This window comes from Streptosporangium pseudovulgare, assembly GCF_014648055.1.
Taxonomy (GTDB): domain Bacteria; phylum Actinomycetota; class Actinomycetes; order Streptosporangiales; family Streptosporangiaceae; genus Streptosporangium; species Streptosporangium pseudovulgare.
In genome coordinates this window covers 144,469-163,422 of record NZ_BMQJ01000006.1, presented here as the reverse complement: position 1 = coordinate 163,422, position 18,954 = coordinate 144,469, and the positions used below count along the sequence as shown (strand labels likewise).

Genomic DNA, 18,954 nt, shown 5'->3' with positions numbered 1-18,954 from the left:
GCGGGTCGCCGTGAGGGCCGTCCCCGCGCCGGCGCCCGTCCCTCGGCGCCCCTCGGCACCCCTCCGCACATCGAAGACATCGATGCTGAAGAACAGCACCCTCAAGAGACAATTCCCCCATTCTTCGCCATTCCACCGTTTTGTCGGTTTCTTTCCGATTCTCTGACGGCGCATCAACGGCATCCCCCGGCGGGCTGCCGGCCCCGGGGCGTTCCGGCGATCCTCCGGTCGCCGGAACGCCCCGTCCGGGCGCCCATGATGGAGAATCGGAGTCGTGCGGTTCGGCATCCTCGGCCCGACGGAGGTACGGCTCACCGGTGGGCCCCCCGTGCCTGTCGGCGGGCCGCGGTTGCGCGCGCTGCTGGTGCTCCTGCTCCTCACCCCCGGCCGGGTGGTGACCACTTCCCGGCTCATCGACGGCCTGTACGGCGCCGACCCGCCCGCGGGCGCCGGCAACGCCCTCCAGGCGCAGATCTCCCGGCTCCGCCACCTGCTGGACGCCGCCGACGCGGGCGGCGGTACGGCCGGGACCGTGGGCGACGACCCGAACGGCGGCACGGGCAGCGGCACGGATGGCGATGTGGACGACGCCGCGGACGGCGGTGGAGGCGGCGGGATGGTGACGCGCCACCCCGCGGGCTACCGGCTCGCCGTACCGCCCGAAGCCGTGGACGCGCACCGTTTCGAGCGGCTCGCCCGGCAGGGCCGCGCCGCCCTGGTCTCGGGGGAGCACGAACGGGCCGGGGAACTGCTCGGCGAGGCCCTGGGCCTGTGGCGGGGGCCCGCCCTGGCCGACGTCCTGAACGCGCCGTTCGCCGCCGCGGCGGCCGCCCGTCTGGAGGAGGCGCGGATCGCCGTCGCCGAGGACCACGCCGAGGCCCGGCTCGCCCTCGGCCGGCACCGCGAGCCGACCGCGGACCTCCGGACGCTGGTCACGGACCTCCGGGAGCTGGTCACGGCCCATCCACTGCGCGAACGGCCACGCGGTCAGCTCATGCGCGCACTGTACGCGTGCGGCCGGCAGGCCGAGGCGCTCGCGGTCTACGAGGACGTCCGCACGCGGCTGGCCGACGAGCTCGGCGCCGACCCGTCGCCGGAGCTGAGCGCGATCCACCTCTCCGTCCTCCGGGCCGCCCTGCCCGTTCCCGGACCGGACGTCCCCCTGGCCGGGGACGGCATGACCGCGCGGGCCGGCGTGCCCGCGCAGCTCACGCCCCTGGTGGGCCGTGCGGACGAGCTGGCCCGGATCCGCGGACTGCTCACCGGGGCCCGCCTCGTCACGCTCACCGGTCCCGGCGGCACCGGCAAGACCCGGCTGGCGGTCGAGGCGGCCGCGCACGGTCACGACGATGTCTGCTTCGTCGAGCTGGCGCCGCTCACCGACGGCGCCGCCGTGCCCCACGCGGTGCTCGGCGCGCTGGGACTCCACGAATCCGGGATGCTGCCCACCCCGGGCGGAGCCGTGCCCGATCCGGTCGCGAGGATGGTCGCCGCGCTCGCCGAGCGGCGGACGCTGCTCGTCCTGGACAACTGCGAGCACGTGGTCGAGGCCGCCGCCGCGCTGGCCGCCGGGCTCCTGGGCGGCTGCCCCGGGCTGCGAGTCCTCGCCACCAGCCGCGAGCCGCTCGGCATCACCGGTGAGACGCTGTGCCCCGTCCCTCCGCTCGCGCTCCCGCCCCCGGAGACCCCCGCCGCCGAGGCGCTCGGCTTCCCGGCCGTCCGGCTGTTCGCCGAGCGGGCGGCGGCCGTACGACCCGGGTACGCGGTGGAGTCCGAGGCGGACGCGGTCCTGCGCGTCTGCCGGGCCCTCGACGGCCTGCCGCTGGCGATCGAGCTGGCCGCGGCCCGCCTGCGGTCGCTGACGGCCGCCGAGGTCGCCGCGCGGCTGGACGACCGCTTCCGCCTGCTGTCCCGCGGCAGCCGTACGGCCCAGCCACGTCACCGGACGCTGCGGGCGGCGGTGGAGTGGAGCTGGGACCTGCTCGGCGAGGACGAGCGGACGATGGCCGGACGCCTCACGGTCTTCGCGGGCGGCGCCACGCTGGAGGCCGTCGAACGGGTGACCGGGCTGCCCGACGCGATCGACCTGCTGGCCGGCCTGGTGGACAAGTCGCTGGTGGAGATGGTGGGCGACCGCTACCGGATGCTCGACACGATCCGCGCCTTCTGCGCCGAACGGCTCGCCGAGGCGGGAGAGGAGGAGGCGCTGCGCCGGGCGCACGGCGAGTACTTCCTCGGCCTGGCGGAGACCGCCGGCCCGCACCTGCGCGACGCCGGGCAGCTCGAATGGCTGCGGCGGCTGGACCGGGAGTACGAGGACCTGCGCGCCGCGATGCACCGGGCGGTCCTCCCTCCAGAGGCCCCGGGGTTCCCGGGCTCCCTGGAAACCTCCGGTACCGCCGGCTCCTCCGGCTCCCGCGGCTCCTCCGGCTCCCGCGGCTCCTTCGATCCGGTGTTCGCTCTGCGGCTGCTGTCGGCCCTGACCCCGTACTGGTGGCTGCGAGGGTTGCGGGGCGAGGCGGCCGCCCCGGCCCGGCGGCTCCTCGGCCGGATCGGCCTTCACCCCCCGGCCGGCGCGGAGGAGGAGTACGCCCTGTGCGTGTTCCTCGCGGCGTCGGCGGGCGGGTACGACCCACGGCTCAAGCCTCACGTCGAGGCCGCCAGGTCGATCCTCGCCGGCCTCGACGGGATGCCCCGGCAGCCCTTCGCCCTCGTGGTCCAGGCGGTGGTCCTCGGACTGCCGGACGAGGACCACCACCTGCGGTCCATCCGGCGGATGGACCGGCTCGGCCCGGACCCGTGGACCCGCGCGCTGGTCAACTTCGGACTCGGCTACCACTGGTGGTCGAACGGGCGGCCGGTGGAGGCCGAGCGTGGTTTCGAGGCGGCCCTGGAGAACTCCCGGTCCATCGGCGACCGCTGGGGAACGGTCACCGCGCTCACCTCGCTGGCCGAGCTCGCCATCTGGCGGAGGGACGACGGCAGAGCCGCCGGGCTGGTCGGCGAGGCCATGTCCCTCGCCGAGGAGCTGGGTGCCACCACCGACCTGGCCGACCTGCTGTGCCGCCGCGCCGAGCTGGACGTACGGGCGGGAGATCTGGACGGCGCTCGGGCCGGGTACGAGCGCGCGGCCGGGTTCGCCCGCCGGGCGGGTGATCCGGCGACACTGGCCGGCGCCCGCCTCGGTCTCGGTGAGGTCGCCCGGATCCGCGGCGACCTCACCGAGGCCCGCGCCTGTTACAAGGCCGCTCTCGCCGGATGCGACCTGGAGGGGCACCTCGCCGAAGAGGTGCGCGGGCGGCTGCGCATCGCCCTGGGCCGGCTCGCCGAGATGGAGGGCGACGCCCGCGAGGCGCTGGACCGGCACCTCTCGGTGCTCTCCGGTACGGCGTGGCGGCGCAACCCGCCGCTGGCCGCCCTCGCCGCGGAAGGTCTGGCGGGCGTCGCCCTGCTGGAGGGGGACGGCGAACGGGCCGCCTTCCTGCTGGGTCTCGGGGTGGCCCTGTGCGGCGACTCCGCACCGGACGGTCCGAACGACCCGGACATCGCCCGGGTCGGAGCCGGGGCCCGTTCTCTGGTCGGTGACGCGAGGTTCGAGGCGGCCCACCGGCGGGGCGGCGGCCTCACCGTTGGCCGGGCGCTCGCCGCCCTCGACCGGATCCGCACCGGCGCCGGGCAGCCGTCCACGTCCGGGCGGTGACCCGCACGCCGTGGTCCGGCCGCCGACCGGACCACGGTTCGCGCCTCACCGAAGGCCCCACGGGCCGCGGGCCGTTCGCGGGCGGAGGATCGCCACCGCCCGGACCGCGAGCCACCCGCGGTCAGGGATCGCCGCCGCCCGGACCGTGGTCCACGGACCGTCGGGGGCCCGTCAGCGTCCGGTCAGCCGGCCGTAGGAGAGACCCGCGACGCTGCGTCCATGACCTCCCCCACGCCCTCTTCGTCACGCAGGTGGGGCACGCTGGTGATCGCCTGCCTCGCCGTACTGCTCCTCTCCATCGATCTCACGGTGCTGCACCTGGCCGCGCCCAGGCTGGCCGAGGACATGCGGCCCTCCGCCACCCAGTTCCTGTGGATCGCCGACGTGTACGGATTCGCGCTGGCCGGGCTCCTCGTCACCATGGGCAACATCGGTGACCGGATCGGGCGGCGGCGGTTGCTGCTGTTCGGCATGGCCGCCTTCGGGGCGGCCTCGGCGCTGACCGCGTACGCGCCGACCCCGGCGTGGCTCATCGCGGCCCGGGCGCTGCTCGGCGTCGCGGGCGCCACCATCATGCCGTCCACACTGTCGATCATCCGGAACGTCTTCACCGACACGAGGGAGCGGGCCACCGCGGTCGGCGCCTGGAGCAGCGTCTCGGCGCTGGGGTTCGCCGTCGGTCCGCTGGCCGGCGGGCTCCTGCTCGACCACTTCTGGTGGGGCTCGGTCTTCCTGATCAACGTCCCGGTGGCCGCGCTGATCGTGGTGGCCGGCGCCTTCGTGCTCCCCGAGTCGCGCAACCCCCGCCCCGGCCGGATCGACGCGGTGAGCGTGGCGCTGTCCGCCGCGGGCGTCGTCGCCGTGATCTACGCGTTGAAGACCGCCGCCCACGACGGCGTCACCGGAGCGGAGGTCTGGGGGGCGGGGGCGTTCGGCGCCGCCGCGCTCATCCTGTTCGTCCGGCGCCAGACGCGGCTGGCCGAGCCCCTCATCGACGTCCGGCTCTTCCGCCGCCGCGCCTTCTCCGGGGCGATCGGGGCCAACATGATCGGGGTCTTCGCGATGCTCGCGTCGTCCCTCACCTTCGCCCAGTACTTCCAGCTCGTCCGGGGCTGGTCACCGCTGGTCTCCGGGCTGGCGAGCCTGCCCGGCGGCCTGGGGGCGGCGCTGGGCGGGGCCCTGGCCTCCGGTCTGGTCATGACCGTCGGCCGGGCCCGGGTCGCCGCCCTGGGGCTGGCGATGACCGCCGCGGGGTTCCTCATGTACGGCCGGATGGACGCCGGCACCGGTTACGCGTACCTCCTGGCCGCGATGCTGGTCGCCTCCTCCGGCACGGGTCTCGCCTTCGCGGTGACCAATGACACCGTCCTGGCCTCGGTGCCCAGGGAACGGGCGGGCGCGGCGTCCGCGATCGCGGAGACCGCGCAGGAGATGGGCGGCGCGCTGGGCATCGCCGTACTGGGAAGCGTGCTGAACAGCGTCTACCGCGACCGCCTGGAGCTGCCCTCCGGGGTGTCGCCGGAGGCGGCGCGTCAGATCGGCGAGTCGCTCGGCGGGGCGCTGGAGACCGCGGCCGCCCTGCCTCCGGCGCTGGCCGGGACGGTCACCGAGGCGGCACGGCGGACGTTCGTCACCGCCATGCAGCTGACGGTGCTGACCGGCGCCGCGCTTCTCGCGCTTCTCGCGGTGGCGGTGCTGCTCGCCCTGCGCGGCGTCCCCAAGGTGATCCCCGAGGTGGTCCTCGACGACCGGGGCGGGGCGCACGACAAAGCGGCGATGCCGGGGTGACGCGCCCGCCGAAGCGCTCTTCTCCGCACGGGTTCGTGGCGGGTCCCGGGCGGGTCGTTCCTTCGGTGGCTCGCACGGGTTCGGGGGCGCGGCGGGTCGTTCCTTCGGTGGCTCGCACGGGTTCGGGGGCGCGGCGGGTCGTTCCTTCGGTGGCTCGCACGGGTCCCGGGCAGGTCGTTCCCCGGGTCCTCCGGGCGGCGGCGACGGACCGCAACCCGGCCGTCCGGAATACGAAGACCGTTCATATCGATCACGGACCCGAGAGCCGGAGTCGGAGCCGGAACCGCGAATGCGGCACCGCCACCGGCACGGCAATCCCCCGCAAGCGCGGCAATTCACCGCAAGAGCAACGCCAAACCCGCCAGAGATGAATATTGGATAACAAGAAAGGCCGAACCCGAGGACATCGCGCCCGTCGCGGCCACCCGACGGGGTTCGGGACGCGCCTGCCACCCGTGGAACGGGCCAGCGGGCCGGGGTTTCGGACAGTCACTTATAAGAATTATGAACTAATTAAAACCTAATAACCATAAGTGATGATTACCCGCCCCCTTTACCTTCCCTATGGATCACGGTCAGTCTAATATTTGGACCTATGTCATGGCGCGCATCAGATTTCCCAGATAGGAACGCTGGTTCCGCCTACCCCGCAGGATCTTCCCGCGGACAGGAATTCGATCATCTGTCGGACTGGCACCCGTCGCGACTGCTCGCATTCGACCCGCGGAAGCTCATTCTGCTCGGCGCAATTCTGGTGATCTTGATCGGCGCGGGGGTCTGGCTGACCACTTCGAACACCCCTCGCCCCGGCGCGCTGGCCGCGGATCCGTCATCCGCGCCGCCCGACGCGGACTGGGGGTCGGCGTCTTCCTCGGCCCCCGCCTCCCCGTCGGCCTCCGTCTCGTCCCCCTCTCCCTCCGTCCCCGCCTCGTCCCCCGAGCCGGACGCTCCCAGCCCGTCCGGCGCACCCGAGAAACCCGAGAAACCCGAGAAGAACGACAAGTCCGGCAAGGCCGACACGAAACCCGCGGTTCCGCCGTCCACGGCGCCCAAGACCGACGCCGGTGAGGGGACGGAGACCAGGGCGGTGGTGCCTCCTCCCCCCGTCTCCTCCCCCTCCCCGGCCGACTCCTCGGCCAAGGGCGGTTCGGCCCAGCTCACCGCCAAACAGGCGTATCGCATCCACAGCGACTACCAGCACGGGCTGTCGGCTGCCCAGCGAGACCTCGACCAGGTCGCGATGGGCAAGCTGGAGGGCGGTCTCGCGGTGCAGATGACACGGGCCGGTTTCAAAACCGCGGAGATGGAAGGCGGCTCGGTGGCCGCGGGAATATGGCCCAACCCACGCGTGTGGATCCCCCGCCACGTCGCGGGCCGCCCCGACTGGTTCGTGGCGATCTCCACCAAGCCCGGAGTGGGCCGGGTCGCCGACCTGATGAGTTCCACCCCCGACGGCTGGCGACTGGTGGCCTCCGCCGCCGACACGCGGCCCACCCCCGACCGGTTCCCCGTGATCGCGACCGACGACGACGGCTATGCCACGAGCCTGTCCGAGAACGCCACGGGCCTGGTCGCCACCCCGCGCCAGGTCGTCGACGCCCACCTGGCGAGCATGGAGCGGGCCGAGATCGACCCGATGTTCGCCGACGGGCCGTGGACCAGCGACATCGCGCTGTTCTGGCAGGAGGAGCGCGCCCAGTTGGAGGACGCCGGCTGGAGCCTCACGCTGTCGTACCTGCCCGAGGGCCCGGTGCGCGCGTTGCGGACCGCCGACGGGGGCGCCCTGGTCTGGTACGGGGCCCGCTCGACCGACACGCGCAAGGTCGAACGGCCGGGGGCGCGGGTCGGGCTGAAGGGGGCGGCGGCCGTGCGCACCGGCAACAGGTCCTTCGCGCACTCGGCGCGGGCCTCCTACGGACGCATGTACGTGACCTACATCCCCCCCGCCGGCTCCCCCGATCCCGTCCGCGTGCTGGGCGACTGGAGCGAGGTCCTGGAGAGCCACGGCGACTGACGTACCACCGAAAGAAGAGGAACGTTCATGATGACACCCTCACGTAGGGCCTCACGCGCGACGGTGATCACCGCCAGTGTCGCGATCGGCGTGTTCGGGGCCGGCGCCGGGCTGGGAGCCGTCATCGCCACTCGGTCCGACTCCGCGGGCCCCTCCGAAGCAGGAGGGATGCGCCTGGTCGCGGGCACCTACCGCCTGGACGACCGGATAGGCGCCTGGACGGCGCTGGGGGCGTCCGACGCGGGCCGGCTCTCCGGGGGCGGCCAGGCCGCCCAGGGCGCCGCCACCGGCAACACGAAGGTCTGCCTGGCCGCGACCACCGACGGGCACGCGATCGCGGGCGGGGCGAGCGGCTGCGTCGCGCTCCCGGCCGTGGCGGGAGCGGTCGGCGCGCTGCTGCGGCCGGGCACTCCGGAGAACGCCGCCAAGTCGGCTCCGCCCCCCAAGGAGAGCTCCGCGCCGAAGGCCAGCGAGAAGACGAAGACCCAGCCCGTGCCGAACCCGCCGGCCGCCCCGCGCGCGCAGCAGCAGGACGCCGCCCCGGTGCAGCAGCCTCCCGCGAACACCCGCCAGGTGGCCGCCCAGCCGCAGGCCCCCGCTCCCAAGGCGCCGCCTCCCAAGCCCGCCCCGACGGAGCAGGTGGGCCGCAGCCTCTCCGAGAACGGCAGCAAGATCCAGCAGCCCGCCGCCGAGCAGAAGCAGCAGGAGGTCATCGCACCTCCTCCGCCGCCTCCCTCCCCGCGGAACGACGCCCGCCCCTCGAACGGGCCCGGCACCCGTCCCCCGGACGGGTCCGCCACCCGTCCCTCGGACGGGCCCGACGTGGCACGGCCGTCCGAAGGCTCCCGGACCCCGCCGCCGTCGGCGTACCCGCGTTCCCCCCGGAAGGGCGACCACGACCAGCGGAGCCGCTCCCCGCGTGACGGCTATTCGATCCGTACGGCCCAGCCCTCGCCCGGCGACCGGTCGCGGTGGGACCGGCGAGCCGGCCGGCCGTCGGCCGACCCGCGGGTGAAGGCGTGGCCCTCGGGGGACCCCCGCACGGCGACCCAGCCGCCGAGCGCTCCCCGGGTGGAGACCCAGCCGCCGGTGGACCGCCGCATGGCGACCCGGCCGCCGGCCGACCCGCGCACGGCGAACCGGCCTTCCGACGCGTCCATCGGCACGCGGCCGACCGGCACCCTCACCCCGGCGGCGCCCAACAGCACCATGAGGCCGATCGTTCCCGCGGGCCCGCAGCCGACGAGCTCCGCCCGGCAGCCGGTGGACCCGCGGCCCTCCGCCCGGATCACCCCGGTTCCCCTGCCCTCTCCCCAGGACCGGCTCCCGTCCGCCGACGGCTCACAGCTCCCGCCCGTGGCGCCGTCCGGTGACGCCCAGCTCCCGCCGGCCGACCAGAACGCGCTCCCGCCCACCGGCCAGGACGCGGTTCCGCCGAACGACCGGAACACCGACCCGAACACCGACCCGAACACCGATCGGAACAACGTCCCGCCGACCGGCCAGGACGCGCGGCCTCCGGCCGACCAGCTCCCGGCGGACCGGTCCGCACCCCGAAGCGAGGCCCCTGACCCCTCCGCCTCCACCCTGCCGATCTTCCGAGACCCGGAGCTCATGCGGCGGGCCCAGGAGGCCCTGGGGCTGGACAAGAACATGCGTTACACCGACGAGAACGGCGTGTGGGACCTCAACATCGCCCCGCCCGGCACCCCCGAGTGCCGGAACTACTCCGAGGACGAGCTCGCGAACCTGGACACGTCCCAGGGGGGCTTCGCCGTACCGCGTGACTCGTGCGCGTGGCCCGCGTTCGTCCGCTGGCTGTACGCCGACCCGGCTCCCGGCCAGGTCAGCAACTGGACCAAGTTCACCGGCCTCCCCGAACGCAACCTGGAGCTCGTGGTGACCGACCCGTCCGACGTCCAGCCCGCTCAGCCCGGCACCGGCCAGGTCGAACCGGGTCAGACCGAGCAGGACCAGGTCGAACCGGATCAGGCCGAGCAGGACCAGGGCGAGTACTCGGGCTCATGAGCACGTCCCCCGGAGCGGGGCGCGCCGTGCTCGGTCCCGGCCAGGCCGCGGCCTGGGTGGGCGAGCACGGCGCACACCTGATCGACTACGCCGTCCGCCACCTCCCGCCCGACCGGGCGGTGGCGGCGGCGGCGTCCGCGCTGGCCGCGTGCCGGAGCGGACCGGCGCCCCGGGGCGTCACGCCCCGGGGGCGTCTGCTGGCCTTCCTCCGGCGGGAGTGCCGTATCTCGCCCGGCTATCGGGCGGGGTACGTGCCGGATGCCGACATGCTGGGAATGCCGGAACGCCGGCTGATCGAACGCGCCTGGACGATCGTCGATCCGCTGGGCGCGGAGGCGCTCCGGCTGATGTACCGGCACGAGCTGACCACCGAGGACCTCGTCCACGCGTTGTCGATCTCCGTGGAGGAGGTCCCCGGTCTCACGACCCGCACCCAGGACCTGATCGAGACCCTCGTGAGCGGGCTGGACTCCCTCGCCCACGGCCGTTCCACCTGCCCCGACCTCGCCCCGCTGGCCGAGCGCGTGTTCCCCCGCGAGGGAACGGTCCCACCAGCCGCGGAGTTCGCGGATGCCCGCGAGGACCTGCTGTCCCACATGGTGCGGTGCTCCGTGTGCACGCGGCCGATCAACATCCGCTACACCGTCCCGCAGATGATCTCCCACCCCCGGATCACGCCGCTGACCGCCGAGGTCAGGCAGCGACTCCTGGACTCCCTCCGGCCCGCCACGCGGCCGCCGGCACCGAGGGCCGCCTCCACCGCCCCGCCCCCGCCACCGGGCGGGGAGACCGGCTCGGTGACCGCGGCACCCGCGTCGTCCACCGCTCCCGCGGCTCCCATGCCCGCGCCGGTCGCGCCCACAGCACCCACAGCACCCACGCCCACAGCGCCCGCCGTGCCCCCCGCGTCCGCCGTGCCCCCCGCACCCGTCGCGCCGCCGTCCGCGGAGACCGCCGGAGCCGGAGCGGCCGATCCCGGCCCGGTGCCGAGGTCGCAGGAGGACACCATGCCCGGCATCGCCGTACGGCGTCCCCGGCCGGGTCGTGCCAGGCCCCCCTACATGCCGGTCCGCCCCGAACGGCAGCAGGCCGACCGCGCCGCGCCGCGTCCCGCGCGCCAGGACCGCTCCAGGAACCCCTACCGGCCGGCCCTCCCGGACCGCTCCACACCCGCGCCGCCGTCCCCGCCGAAGACCCGGTCGCCGTCCCCGCCCCCGCCCGGCCAGGACACCCCGCTCTACAACGCCCTGCTCTCCCAGTCGTGGACGCGTGAGACCCGCGCGCAGGACGCGGCGGTCACCGTTCCCTCCATGCCCGCGGTCACCGGCCGGACCCCGCCGGGCGGGCGCGGCACACGGGCGGGGACGGACGCCGGGACGCACGACGGACCGGACGACGGGCCGGAGGGGATCCGGTTCGGAGCCGGGGTCCGGTTCGCCGAGGCGATGTCGTGGGCCGGGACGAGGCTCCGCACCACGACGATCAAGGTCGCCATCATCGTGGTCGCGGGCACGGCCGGCACGCTGACCGGGATGAGTCTCCTCGGGCCGGTCATCGGCGCCGAGGACCCGGCGGGTCCCCTGCAGTCGTCCGCCGCCACCGGGTCCGAGACCGCCCCGCCCACGGACACCGGCACCGCCCCCGCACCCTCGGGCGGGCTCGCCGGGCGGCTGCGCGTGCCGCCCGTCGTGACGCTGGACGAGTTCGGACAGGGCAGCCTGCTCCTCACCCTCACGGGCGAGCCGCTGGAGTGGCGGATCTCGGCTCCCGGGCTGGCCGTGACCCCGTCCAGCGGCACGCTGCGGCAGGGCGAGACGAGCGTGATCGCGCTGCGCGCCCTCCGGGTCCGCCAGTGGTGCGGGGTCCCCGCCTCCGTCTCCGCCCCCCTGACCGTGTTCGGCCCCGACGACTCGGTGACCACGACGGTGCGCTGGCGCACCTGCTGACCGCCCCGTCCCCCAGCCTCATGCAAGTTCTACGCGAAAGGACCCCGGCTATGACGGAGACGCCCCCGAGGACGCAGCGTTCGCCGCACGGCCCGGCAGAGCAGTTCCACGACGTGATCCCGCTCACCGCGGAACACCTGCTCACCAACCGCCGCCCCGAACCCACGGGCGGATGGCGGCGGCTCGTCTGGAGGCTTTCCGGCGGCCGGATCACCCCGGCCGAGTCCTCCGCCGAACTGGAACGCCGCACGCTGATGGCCCAGGCCCAGACGCCCGTCGCGAGCGGGCACCACCGGATAGCGGTCATGAGCCTCAAGGGCGGGGTGGGCAAGACCACGACGACCGTGGCGCTCGGCAACACGCTCGCCTCGCTGCGCGGTGACCGGGTCATCGCCATCGACGCCAACCCCGACCGCGGAACCCTCGGCCTGAAGGTCAAGTCGGAGACGGCCGCGACCATCCGCACCATGCTGGCCGAGGCCCCGCACATCCTCCGCTACGCCGACGCGCGCGCCTTCACCTCCCAGTCGTCGGCCCGCCTGGAGGTCCTCGCGTCCGACACCGACCCCGCGGTGAGCGAGGCGTTCAACGCCGACGACTACCGTACGGTGGCCGGGATCATCGAGCGCTACTACTCGATCTGCATCACCGACTGCGGGACCGGCCTGCTGCACGGCGCCATGGACGCGACGCTGGAGCTGGCCGACCAGATCGTGCTGGTCACCCTGGTCGCGGTGGACGGGGCCAGCTCGGCCGCCGCCACGCTCGACTGGCTCACCGCCCACGGGCACGCCGACCTGGTCAAGAACGCCATCGTCGTGCTGAACGCCGTGGAGCCGAAGACCGACGTCGACCTGTCGCTGCTGGAGCGGCACTTCGCCTCCCGCTGCCGCGCGGTGGTCCGCATCCCCTACGACCCGCATCTCAAGGAGGGCGCGGAGGTCGATCTCGCCCGGCTGCGGCCCACGACCCGGGGGGCGTACCTGCGCCTGGCGGCGGCGGCCGGCCAGGCATTCGGCCAGCGTCCCGACCGGAGCCGCTAGTGCCGCCCGTTCCCGAGGACGCCGATCTCGACTGGGATCTGGGATCGCCGTCCCGCTCCCCCCGACGGATGATCATCGTGGTCGTCTCGATCGTCGGGGCGATCCTCGCCGCGGTCTGGGCGTGGCACGTGCTGCGGCCCGGGGCCGAGCCCCCGACGGTGCGGGTGACGAACGCCGCCACCGACTCCGTCGTGCTCGCGACCCCCTCCGGGTACGAGGGTCAGGCCGGCTACCCCGTCGGGTTCCCCCACACCGAGCTGGGCGCGGTCTCGGCGGCGGCGGCGACCCTGGAGGCGGCCTGGACGCTGGACGCCGCCCAGGCCGAGCAGGCCGCGGTCCTGTACGTCCCGCCCGACCAGCAGGAGGCGGCCCGCACCGGCGCCCGCGACACCGTCGCGAGCTGGCGCGAGACGTTCGGCCTGCCGAAGACCGGCGCTCTCCCGGACGGCGCCGCCATGCGGACGCGGACGATCGGGGTCCAGTGGCGGGTCCGCGCCCAGGACCAGATCCAGGTGTCCGTGCTGGTGCAGGTGACCGCCACCAAGGGCACCCAGGACACCGACCCGATCTACTCCAGCCCGTACGCCATGAACCTGCTCATGACCTGGCACCCCGACATGCGGGCCGGGGGGAAGGGCGACTGGGTCAACATCCCGGACCCGTCCCCCGGCGCCCTGCCCGCCGTCGCCCTGCCCGGGACCCCGGAGTTCACCGCCGCGGGCTGGAAGTCCCTGTCCGCTCCCGATCCCTCTCCCGATCCCACCCCGTAGAACACCTGGAACGCGTAGAACGCCCACGGAACGAGGAAGACCGCACATGTCCCCACGCAGCTCACCTCGCCGCGTCACCCTGGTCTCCGGCCTCCTCCTGGCAGGGGTCTCCGCGGCGGCCGGCGCGGTCGTCGCCCAGCCCTGGTACGCCAAGGCCGACCAGGGCTGGACCGGCGCGTCGTCCGACCCGGCCGGCGGTTCCGCCATCGCCCCGGGCGAACCCCCTCCCGGCGGCCGGGAACACGCGCCCGCGCCACCGGGTGATTCCTCCCGTGACGAGTCATCGACCATAGAAGGATCGCCCCGGAGCGGAGGAGGCGGCTCCTCCCGCGACGAACCCACCACCGAAAGAGCGCCCCGCAACGGAGAAGGCGGCTCCTCCCGCGACGAACCCACCACCGAAAGAGCGCCCCGGAACGAAGGAGGCGGCTCCTCCGGCGCGGAGACCGGCACGTCCTCGCGCTCCCGCGGGAGCGGCGAGACCGGCCCGACCCGCGAGTCCGATACGGCCCGCGAGTCCGACACGGCGCCCCGGTCCGGCTCCGACCGGGCGCCGCGATCCGATCCGGCGCCCGAGCCCCGCTCCGCGCCCCGATCCGGACCGGCCACCCGGTCCGAATCCGCGCCGAGAAAGGCGGAGGGCGCCCCCGGGACCGGCCGGAGGGCGGCGGACGACTCCGGCCGCCCTTCCGGCCGTGACACCGACCGCGACGCCGGGCGTGAGACCGAGCGGACCGAGCGGACCGAGCGGACCGAGCGGACCGAGCGGAGCACCTCGCCGCAACCGGACGCCAGGAGCAAGGGCACGTCCGACTCCACCGCCAAGAACGCCGACGAAACCGAGAGCAAGGGCACACCGGACGCCGAAACCAAGAGCAAGGCCGCATCGCAGCCGGACACCAAGAGCAAGGGCACACCGGACGCCGAAACCAAGAGCAAGGCCGCGCCGCAGCCGGACACCAGGAGCACGCCCGACTCCGATGACAAGGGCAAGGCCGCGCCGCAGCCGGACGCCAAGGGCGAGGACGCGCCCGACTCCGGTGGCGGAGGAAAGAAGGACTTCCCCGCCCCGGCTCCCAGCGCCACGCCCGAGACCACGGCGCAGCCCCCGTCCTCGGGAGGTGAGTCCCCGGCCCCGCAGGCGCCCGAGCGGTCCCAGAAACCGGCGGAGCCCAAGCCGTCCCAGAGCGGCGAGGGTTCCACCGGGCAGGACGGCTCGGGGAAGAAGAACGAGGAGAAGGAGAAGGACAAGGGCACCGCCAAGGACACCCAAAAGGAAAAAGGGGAAAAGGCCGGGAAGGGAACGAAAGAGTCCTCCGAAAAGGAGTCCGGGAAGAAGGACCCCGGAAAGAAGGACGCCGGGGAGTCGGCGAGGGAACCGTCCGGGAAGGGTGCCAAGGAGTCGTCGAAGAAGGTCACGCCCGGGGACGGCGCCCCGGACAGGTCCGGAAAGACGTCCAGGAAGGCCCCGAAGGACACGGCGAGGCCCTCTCCCGCCCCGACCGCCGATGACGCGGGTGAAGCCGACGTCACCGGCGACGCGCCCGCCGTCCCCGACCCGGTCCCGCCCGCGCGTACGGCGTGGCCCACGGCCGATCCGACCGCGGCGCCCTTCCCCACCCCCGCCGTGACCCCCGCCGTGACCCCCACCGTGACCCCCACCACCCTCGCGTTCTCCATCGGTCAGCCGGCCGCCGAGTCCGGCGCCGACTCGGCCGCGTCCCTCCTCGGAGTCCCCGCGACCAGGCCGGTCCTGCCGCTGCCCCCGCTGGCGCGCTCCTTCTTCACCTCGGGGGTCGTGGGTTCCGGAGGCTGCGCGTCGTGGCGGGATTCGGCATGTTGGAGTCTCGCGCCCTGGCACGGCCGTACGATCGGCTCCGCCGCGCCACTCCCGGCCACCGGCCGTCAGGCGCCGTCCTGGGCGCCCCGGTGGGCCTTCGCACCACCCGCATACTCCGTTCCGCTCGCGCCGAGCGGGTCCGTCCCGCAGCCCGTGACACCGGTCAAGGCCGGTTGCTGGGGCTTCAGCCCCTCGGCGCTCTGTGCCAGTTCCAGGGAGCAACCATGATCCATCGATTACCGGCGCGGACGGCCGTACTCGGCCTGGTGGCCGCGCTGGCGGCGGGCACGATCGGCGCCGCCCCCGGTGCGGCGGCGTCCGGCGCCGCGAGGGCCGTCTGCGGCCCGGCTTCGGCCGGCCAGGCGAGCGCGGCCGGAGCCCTCGGCTGGGGCACGCCGTCGTGGTGCGCGGAGTTCGACGGCGTCCTCGACCCGGCCGACTGGGTGATCTACAACTCGGCCGGTCACGCCGGAAAGGGCCGTCGTTCCCCCGACCAGCTCTACGTCGGCAACGGCTCGCTCTACTTCTACGGCCGCGCCGACGGCACCACGGCCGGGATCGGCGCCCGCCACGAGCAGGCGTACGGACGCTGGGAGACCCGGGTCCGGATGTACGAGGGCGGGGCGACCGCCTACCGCCCCCTCGCCCTGCTGTGGCCGCGTGACGGCGGGGGCGACGTGCTGAGCACCACGGGCGAGGAGATCGACTTCCTGGGGGTCTACGACTACCCGGGCAAGTGGCGGCCCAACTTCTACCTGCAGACCCCGCAGGGCGAGGAGCAGTCCTACTCCGACGTGGACGTGACCACCTGGCACACTTACGCGGTCGAGGTCAGCCCGCAGGGCACGGTCGGCTACATCGACGGCAAGGAGTGGTTCCGCTCTACCAAACACACGACCGGTGTGATGCAGCCGTGCCTGCAGCTCGACTGGTTCCCCGGCGGAGGCACCGAGGGAGAGGCGTGGATGGAGGTCGACTGGCTGCGGGTCTATCCGCTGAACGCCGCCGGTACGGGCTGATCCCCCGCCGGGCGACCTGAGCGGTGAAGGGCGCGGGACGGCGACCGTCCCGCGCCCTTCCTTCTTTCCGGCCTCGCCGTTCCAGACCCCGCTGTTCCCGGATCCGCCGTTCCCGGATCCGTTCTTCCCGGCTTCGCCGCGTCAGGCGAGCTGGGCCTGCTGGAGTCCCGCGTAGACGCCGCGCAGCCGCATCAGCTCCTCGTGGGTTCCCACCTCCACGATGCCGCCGTCCCGCATGACCGCGATGCGGTCCGCGTTCCGGATCGTGGACAGCCGGTGCGCGACGACGAAGACCGTACGGCCGGCGACCAGCCGGGCCAGCGCCTGCTGGATGAGCGCCTCCGACCGGGAGTCCAGGGCGGAGGTCGCCTCGTCGAGGATCAGCACGCGCGGGTCGCGGATCAGGGCGCGGGCGATGGCCAGGCGCTGCCGCTGGCCGCCGGACAGCCGGGCCCCGCGTTCCCCGACGACCGTGTCGAGCCCGGCGGGCAGCCGTTCGACGAACTCCAGCGCGTTGGCGTCCCGCAGGGCCCGTGTCAGCCGCTCCTCGGAGACGTCGGCCAGGCCGTAGGTGACGTTCTCCCTGATGCTGCCCTCGAACAGGATCGACTCCTGCGGCACGACCGACATGAAACGGCGGTAGGTCCGCATGTCCACCGTCTCCATGTCGCGGCCGTCGAGCAGGATCCGGCCGGAGGTCGGCCGCAGGAAGCCGATGACGAGGTTGAGCACGGTCGACTTGCCCGCGCCCGACGGTCCGACGAGGGCGATCGTCTCGCCGGGCACCGCCCTGAGGGTGAGGCCGGTGACCGCGGGGGGTTCGCCGGGCTCGCCGTAGGAGAACTCGACGTCGCGGAACTCCACCTCGCCGCGCACTGAGTCGATCTTCACCTTGCCCTCGTTGTGCTCCAGGTCGGGGGCCTGGAGCACCTCGCCGATCGACCGGACCGACGCCAGCCCCTTGCTGATCACCGGGGTCAGGCTGAGCAGGGAGGTGACGGCGGAGGTGAGGGTGGTGAAGAAGGTGGTCAGCATGACCACGTCGCCGGCGGTGATCGGGATGACCTGGTAGTAGGCGATGAGCGCGGAGCCCGTCAGGAAGGCGACGCCCAGCGCGTTGAGCAGGATCCAGGCGAGGGCGCCGAAGCTGCCGTTGAGCAGGTCGAGTTTGAGTCCCTTGCGCAGCACCTTGGTCAGCGTGCCGTCCACGCGGTGCAGCGCGTCGCGCTCCAGGCCGTGCGCCCGGGTGATGGGGATGAGGGTGGTCATCTCGCTGATCCGGCTGGAGAGCGTCTCGACCTCGCGGCGGAAGCTCTCGTTGTCCTCCCGCAGGCGGGTGCGGAGCCGCATCACCAGGAAGGCCGCGGTCGGCACGACCACCAGCAGGACCGGGATCGCGGCGGGCACCCGGAAGGCGATCACCACGAGGCCGCCGACCAGCGTGGTGAGGGCCGAAAGGCCCATGTCGCTCGCCTGCTGGCTGGTCTGCTCGATGCTCTCGACGTCCCGGATGACCTTGGTCTGGAGTACGGCGGCGCTGACCCGGGAGTGGTAGCCGATCGAGAGCTGCTGCATGCGGCGGCAGAGCGCGGAGCGCAGGTTCATGCCCACCCGCCGGATCGCGCCGTGCATGCAGCGGACGTAGAGGAGGTGGAAGGGGTGGTTGAGGAGCAGCAGGACGAGCAGGACGGCCGTGTTGCCCCACAGTTCGACGATGGGGCGGTGACCGACCACGATGTTGATGACGTTCGCGGTGATCAGCGGCAGCAGCCAGGTGGGGCTGTGTTTGAAGAGGAAGGCGAAGACCGCGGCGACGAGCTTGAGCCGGTCTTCCTTGAAGAGGTAGGCGAGGGTACGGACGGGATGTTCGCCCCGATAGGAATGATCGAGAGCAGTGTTCACGAAACCCCCATAAGACGGTAAACCCAGTCCCAATCCTCTCTTGTCGATATTTCCTATATATGACCGCCCCGCCGCCGAAGCATGGCGCCCGCGACCGCACCCGGCCCGGCCCGGCACCACCCCGCACTGCCCCGCCCCGCGAACGCACCCGGCCCCGCCCCGCACCGCCCCACGACCCACCCGGAGCCGCTCTGCAAGCGCACCCGGCCCCGCCCCGCGCCGCGCCGCGACCGCACCCGGCCGTGTCCGGCGGGGCCGCCCCGGTCAGCCCGTCGCGACGGGAAGCCTCCGCTCCAGTATCTGACCGGGCCACTCGCCCACCGTGAACGTCTCGGTCCTGGTGAAGCCCTGGCTCTCGTAGTAGCGCACCAGCCGGCCGTCGTCCCCGGCGTAGCAGTCGACCCGGACCAGCGAGACACCCAGCTCCGCCGCCTCGGTCACGGCCCGCTCCAGCAGCGCGGCGCCGACGCCCCGGCCGTGGAACCGCCGGTCGTTGATCAGGACCCGCACGTACAGCTCGGGCTCGGCCGCCGGGGGGACGTACTCCATCGCGGAACCGACGACGAGGCAGCCGGCGGGCCGGCCGTCGATCTCGGCGATGCGCATCCCGCCCGAGGCGGCCCAGGCGGTGGCCTTCTCGACGCGGACGGGATCGGTGGAGAAGGGCTCGCTGCCCCACTGCCCGGTACGGCCCCGCGCGGTCAGCCACGCCACCGCGCCGTCGAACATCGCCAGTACCGCCGGGACATCGGCGAGACCGCCGACTCGGATAATCATCGGCGGATCATAACAAGGCCGCCCTCTCCGGCCCCACCGCCCCGGTGGGCGCACTCCGGCACTCCCGTCTCGCCGGGGCCCACGACCGGCCAGAACATCTCGTTCTTCACGAACGCCTAGCCAAAGG

At 73.9% G+C, this 18,954-nt stretch carries 11 protein-coding genes; 9 read left to right on the top strand and 2 right to left on the bottom strand.

The window, feature by feature from the left end:
- The first annotated feature begins 274 nt into the window (after window positions 1-274).
- The 9 genes from IEZ10_RS14300 (at window position 275) to IEZ10_RS14260 (ending at window position 16,148) form a co-directional block, all read left to right on the top strand.
- Entirely contained in the window at window positions 275-3,700 is a 3,426-nt protein-coding gene (locus tag IEZ10_RS14300) for an AfsR/SARP family transcriptional regulator (RefSeq protein WP_189246979.1), read from the top strand.
- A 219-nt stretch (window positions 3,701-3,919) separates the two neighbouring features.
- A complete protein-coding gene (locus IEZ10_RS14295; RefSeq protein ID WP_189246978.1) occupies window positions 3,920-5,488 on the top strand; it encodes an MFS transporter in 1,569 nt (522 codons plus the stop codon).
- 760 nt (window positions 5,489-6,248) lie between these two features.
- Window positions 6,249-7,502: a DUF8094 domain-containing protein gene (locus IEZ10_RS14290; RefSeq protein WP_229811252.1), complete on the top strand. Its 1,254-nt coding sequence runs from the start codon at window positions 6,249-6,251 to the stop codon at window positions 7,500-7,502.
- A 30-nt stretch (window positions 7,503-7,532) separates the two neighbouring features.
- Entirely contained in the window at window positions 7,533-9,530 is a 1,998-nt protein-coding gene (locus IEZ10_RS14285) for a hypothetical protein (protein WP_189246976.1), read from the top strand.
- Complete coding sequence (locus IEZ10_RS14280; RefSeq protein ID WP_189246975.1) at window positions 9,527-11,476, top strand: hypothetical protein; 1,950 nt, start codon at window positions 9,527-9,529, stop codon at window positions 11,474-11,476. The genes IEZ10_RS14285 and IEZ10_RS14280 overlap by 4 nt, the downstream gene beginning before the upstream one ends.
- A 50-nt stretch (window positions 11,477-11,526) precedes the next feature.
- Window positions 11,527-12,519, top strand: a complete 993-nt coding sequence (locus IEZ10_RS14275; protein ID WP_179821824.1) for a MinD/ParA family ATP-binding protein — start codon at window positions 11,527-11,529, stop codon at window positions 12,517-12,519.
- On the top strand, window positions 12,519-13,289 hold the full coding sequence (locus IEZ10_RS14270; RefSeq protein ID WP_189246974.1) for a hypothetical protein: 771 nt from the start codon (window positions 12,519-12,521) through the stop codon (window positions 13,287-13,289). Before IEZ10_RS14275 ends, IEZ10_RS14270 begins: the two co-directional genes overlap by 1 nt.
- Window positions 13,290-13,335: 46 nt before the next feature.
- Window positions 13,336-15,357 carry a hypothetical protein gene (locus IEZ10_RS14265; RefSeq protein WP_189246973.1) on the top strand — a complete coding sequence of 674 codons (2,022 nt, stop codon included), beginning with the start codon at window positions 13,336-13,338 and terminating at the stop codon, window positions 15,355-15,357.
- The gene (locus IEZ10_RS14260; protein ID WP_189246972.1) at window positions 15,354-16,148 is read left to right on the top strand and encodes a glycoside hydrolase family 16 protein; all 795 of its coding nucleotides are present in this window, start codon (window positions 15,354-15,356) and stop codon (window positions 16,146-16,148) included. Before IEZ10_RS14265 ends, IEZ10_RS14260 begins: the two co-directional genes overlap by 4 nt.
- Before the next feature lie 141 nt (window positions 16,149-16,289).
- Here IEZ10_RS14260 and IEZ10_RS14255 read toward each other — a convergent pair whose 3' ends face one another.
- Together IEZ10_RS14255 and IEZ10_RS14250 are read right to left on the bottom strand one after the other, a co-directional pair.
- Window positions 16,290-18,050: an ABC transporter ATP-binding protein gene (locus IEZ10_RS14255; protein WP_189246971.1), complete on the bottom strand. Its 1,761-nt coding sequence runs from the start codon at window positions 18,048-18,050 to the stop codon at window positions 16,290-16,292.
- Window positions 18,051-18,314: 264 nt separating this feature from the next.
- Window positions 18,315-18,827: a GNAT family N-acetyltransferase gene (locus IEZ10_RS14250; protein ID WP_189246970.1), complete on the bottom strand. Its 513-nt coding sequence runs from the start codon at window positions 18,825-18,827 to the stop codon at window positions 18,315-18,317.
- Window positions 18,828-18,954: the final 127 nt, after the last annotated feature.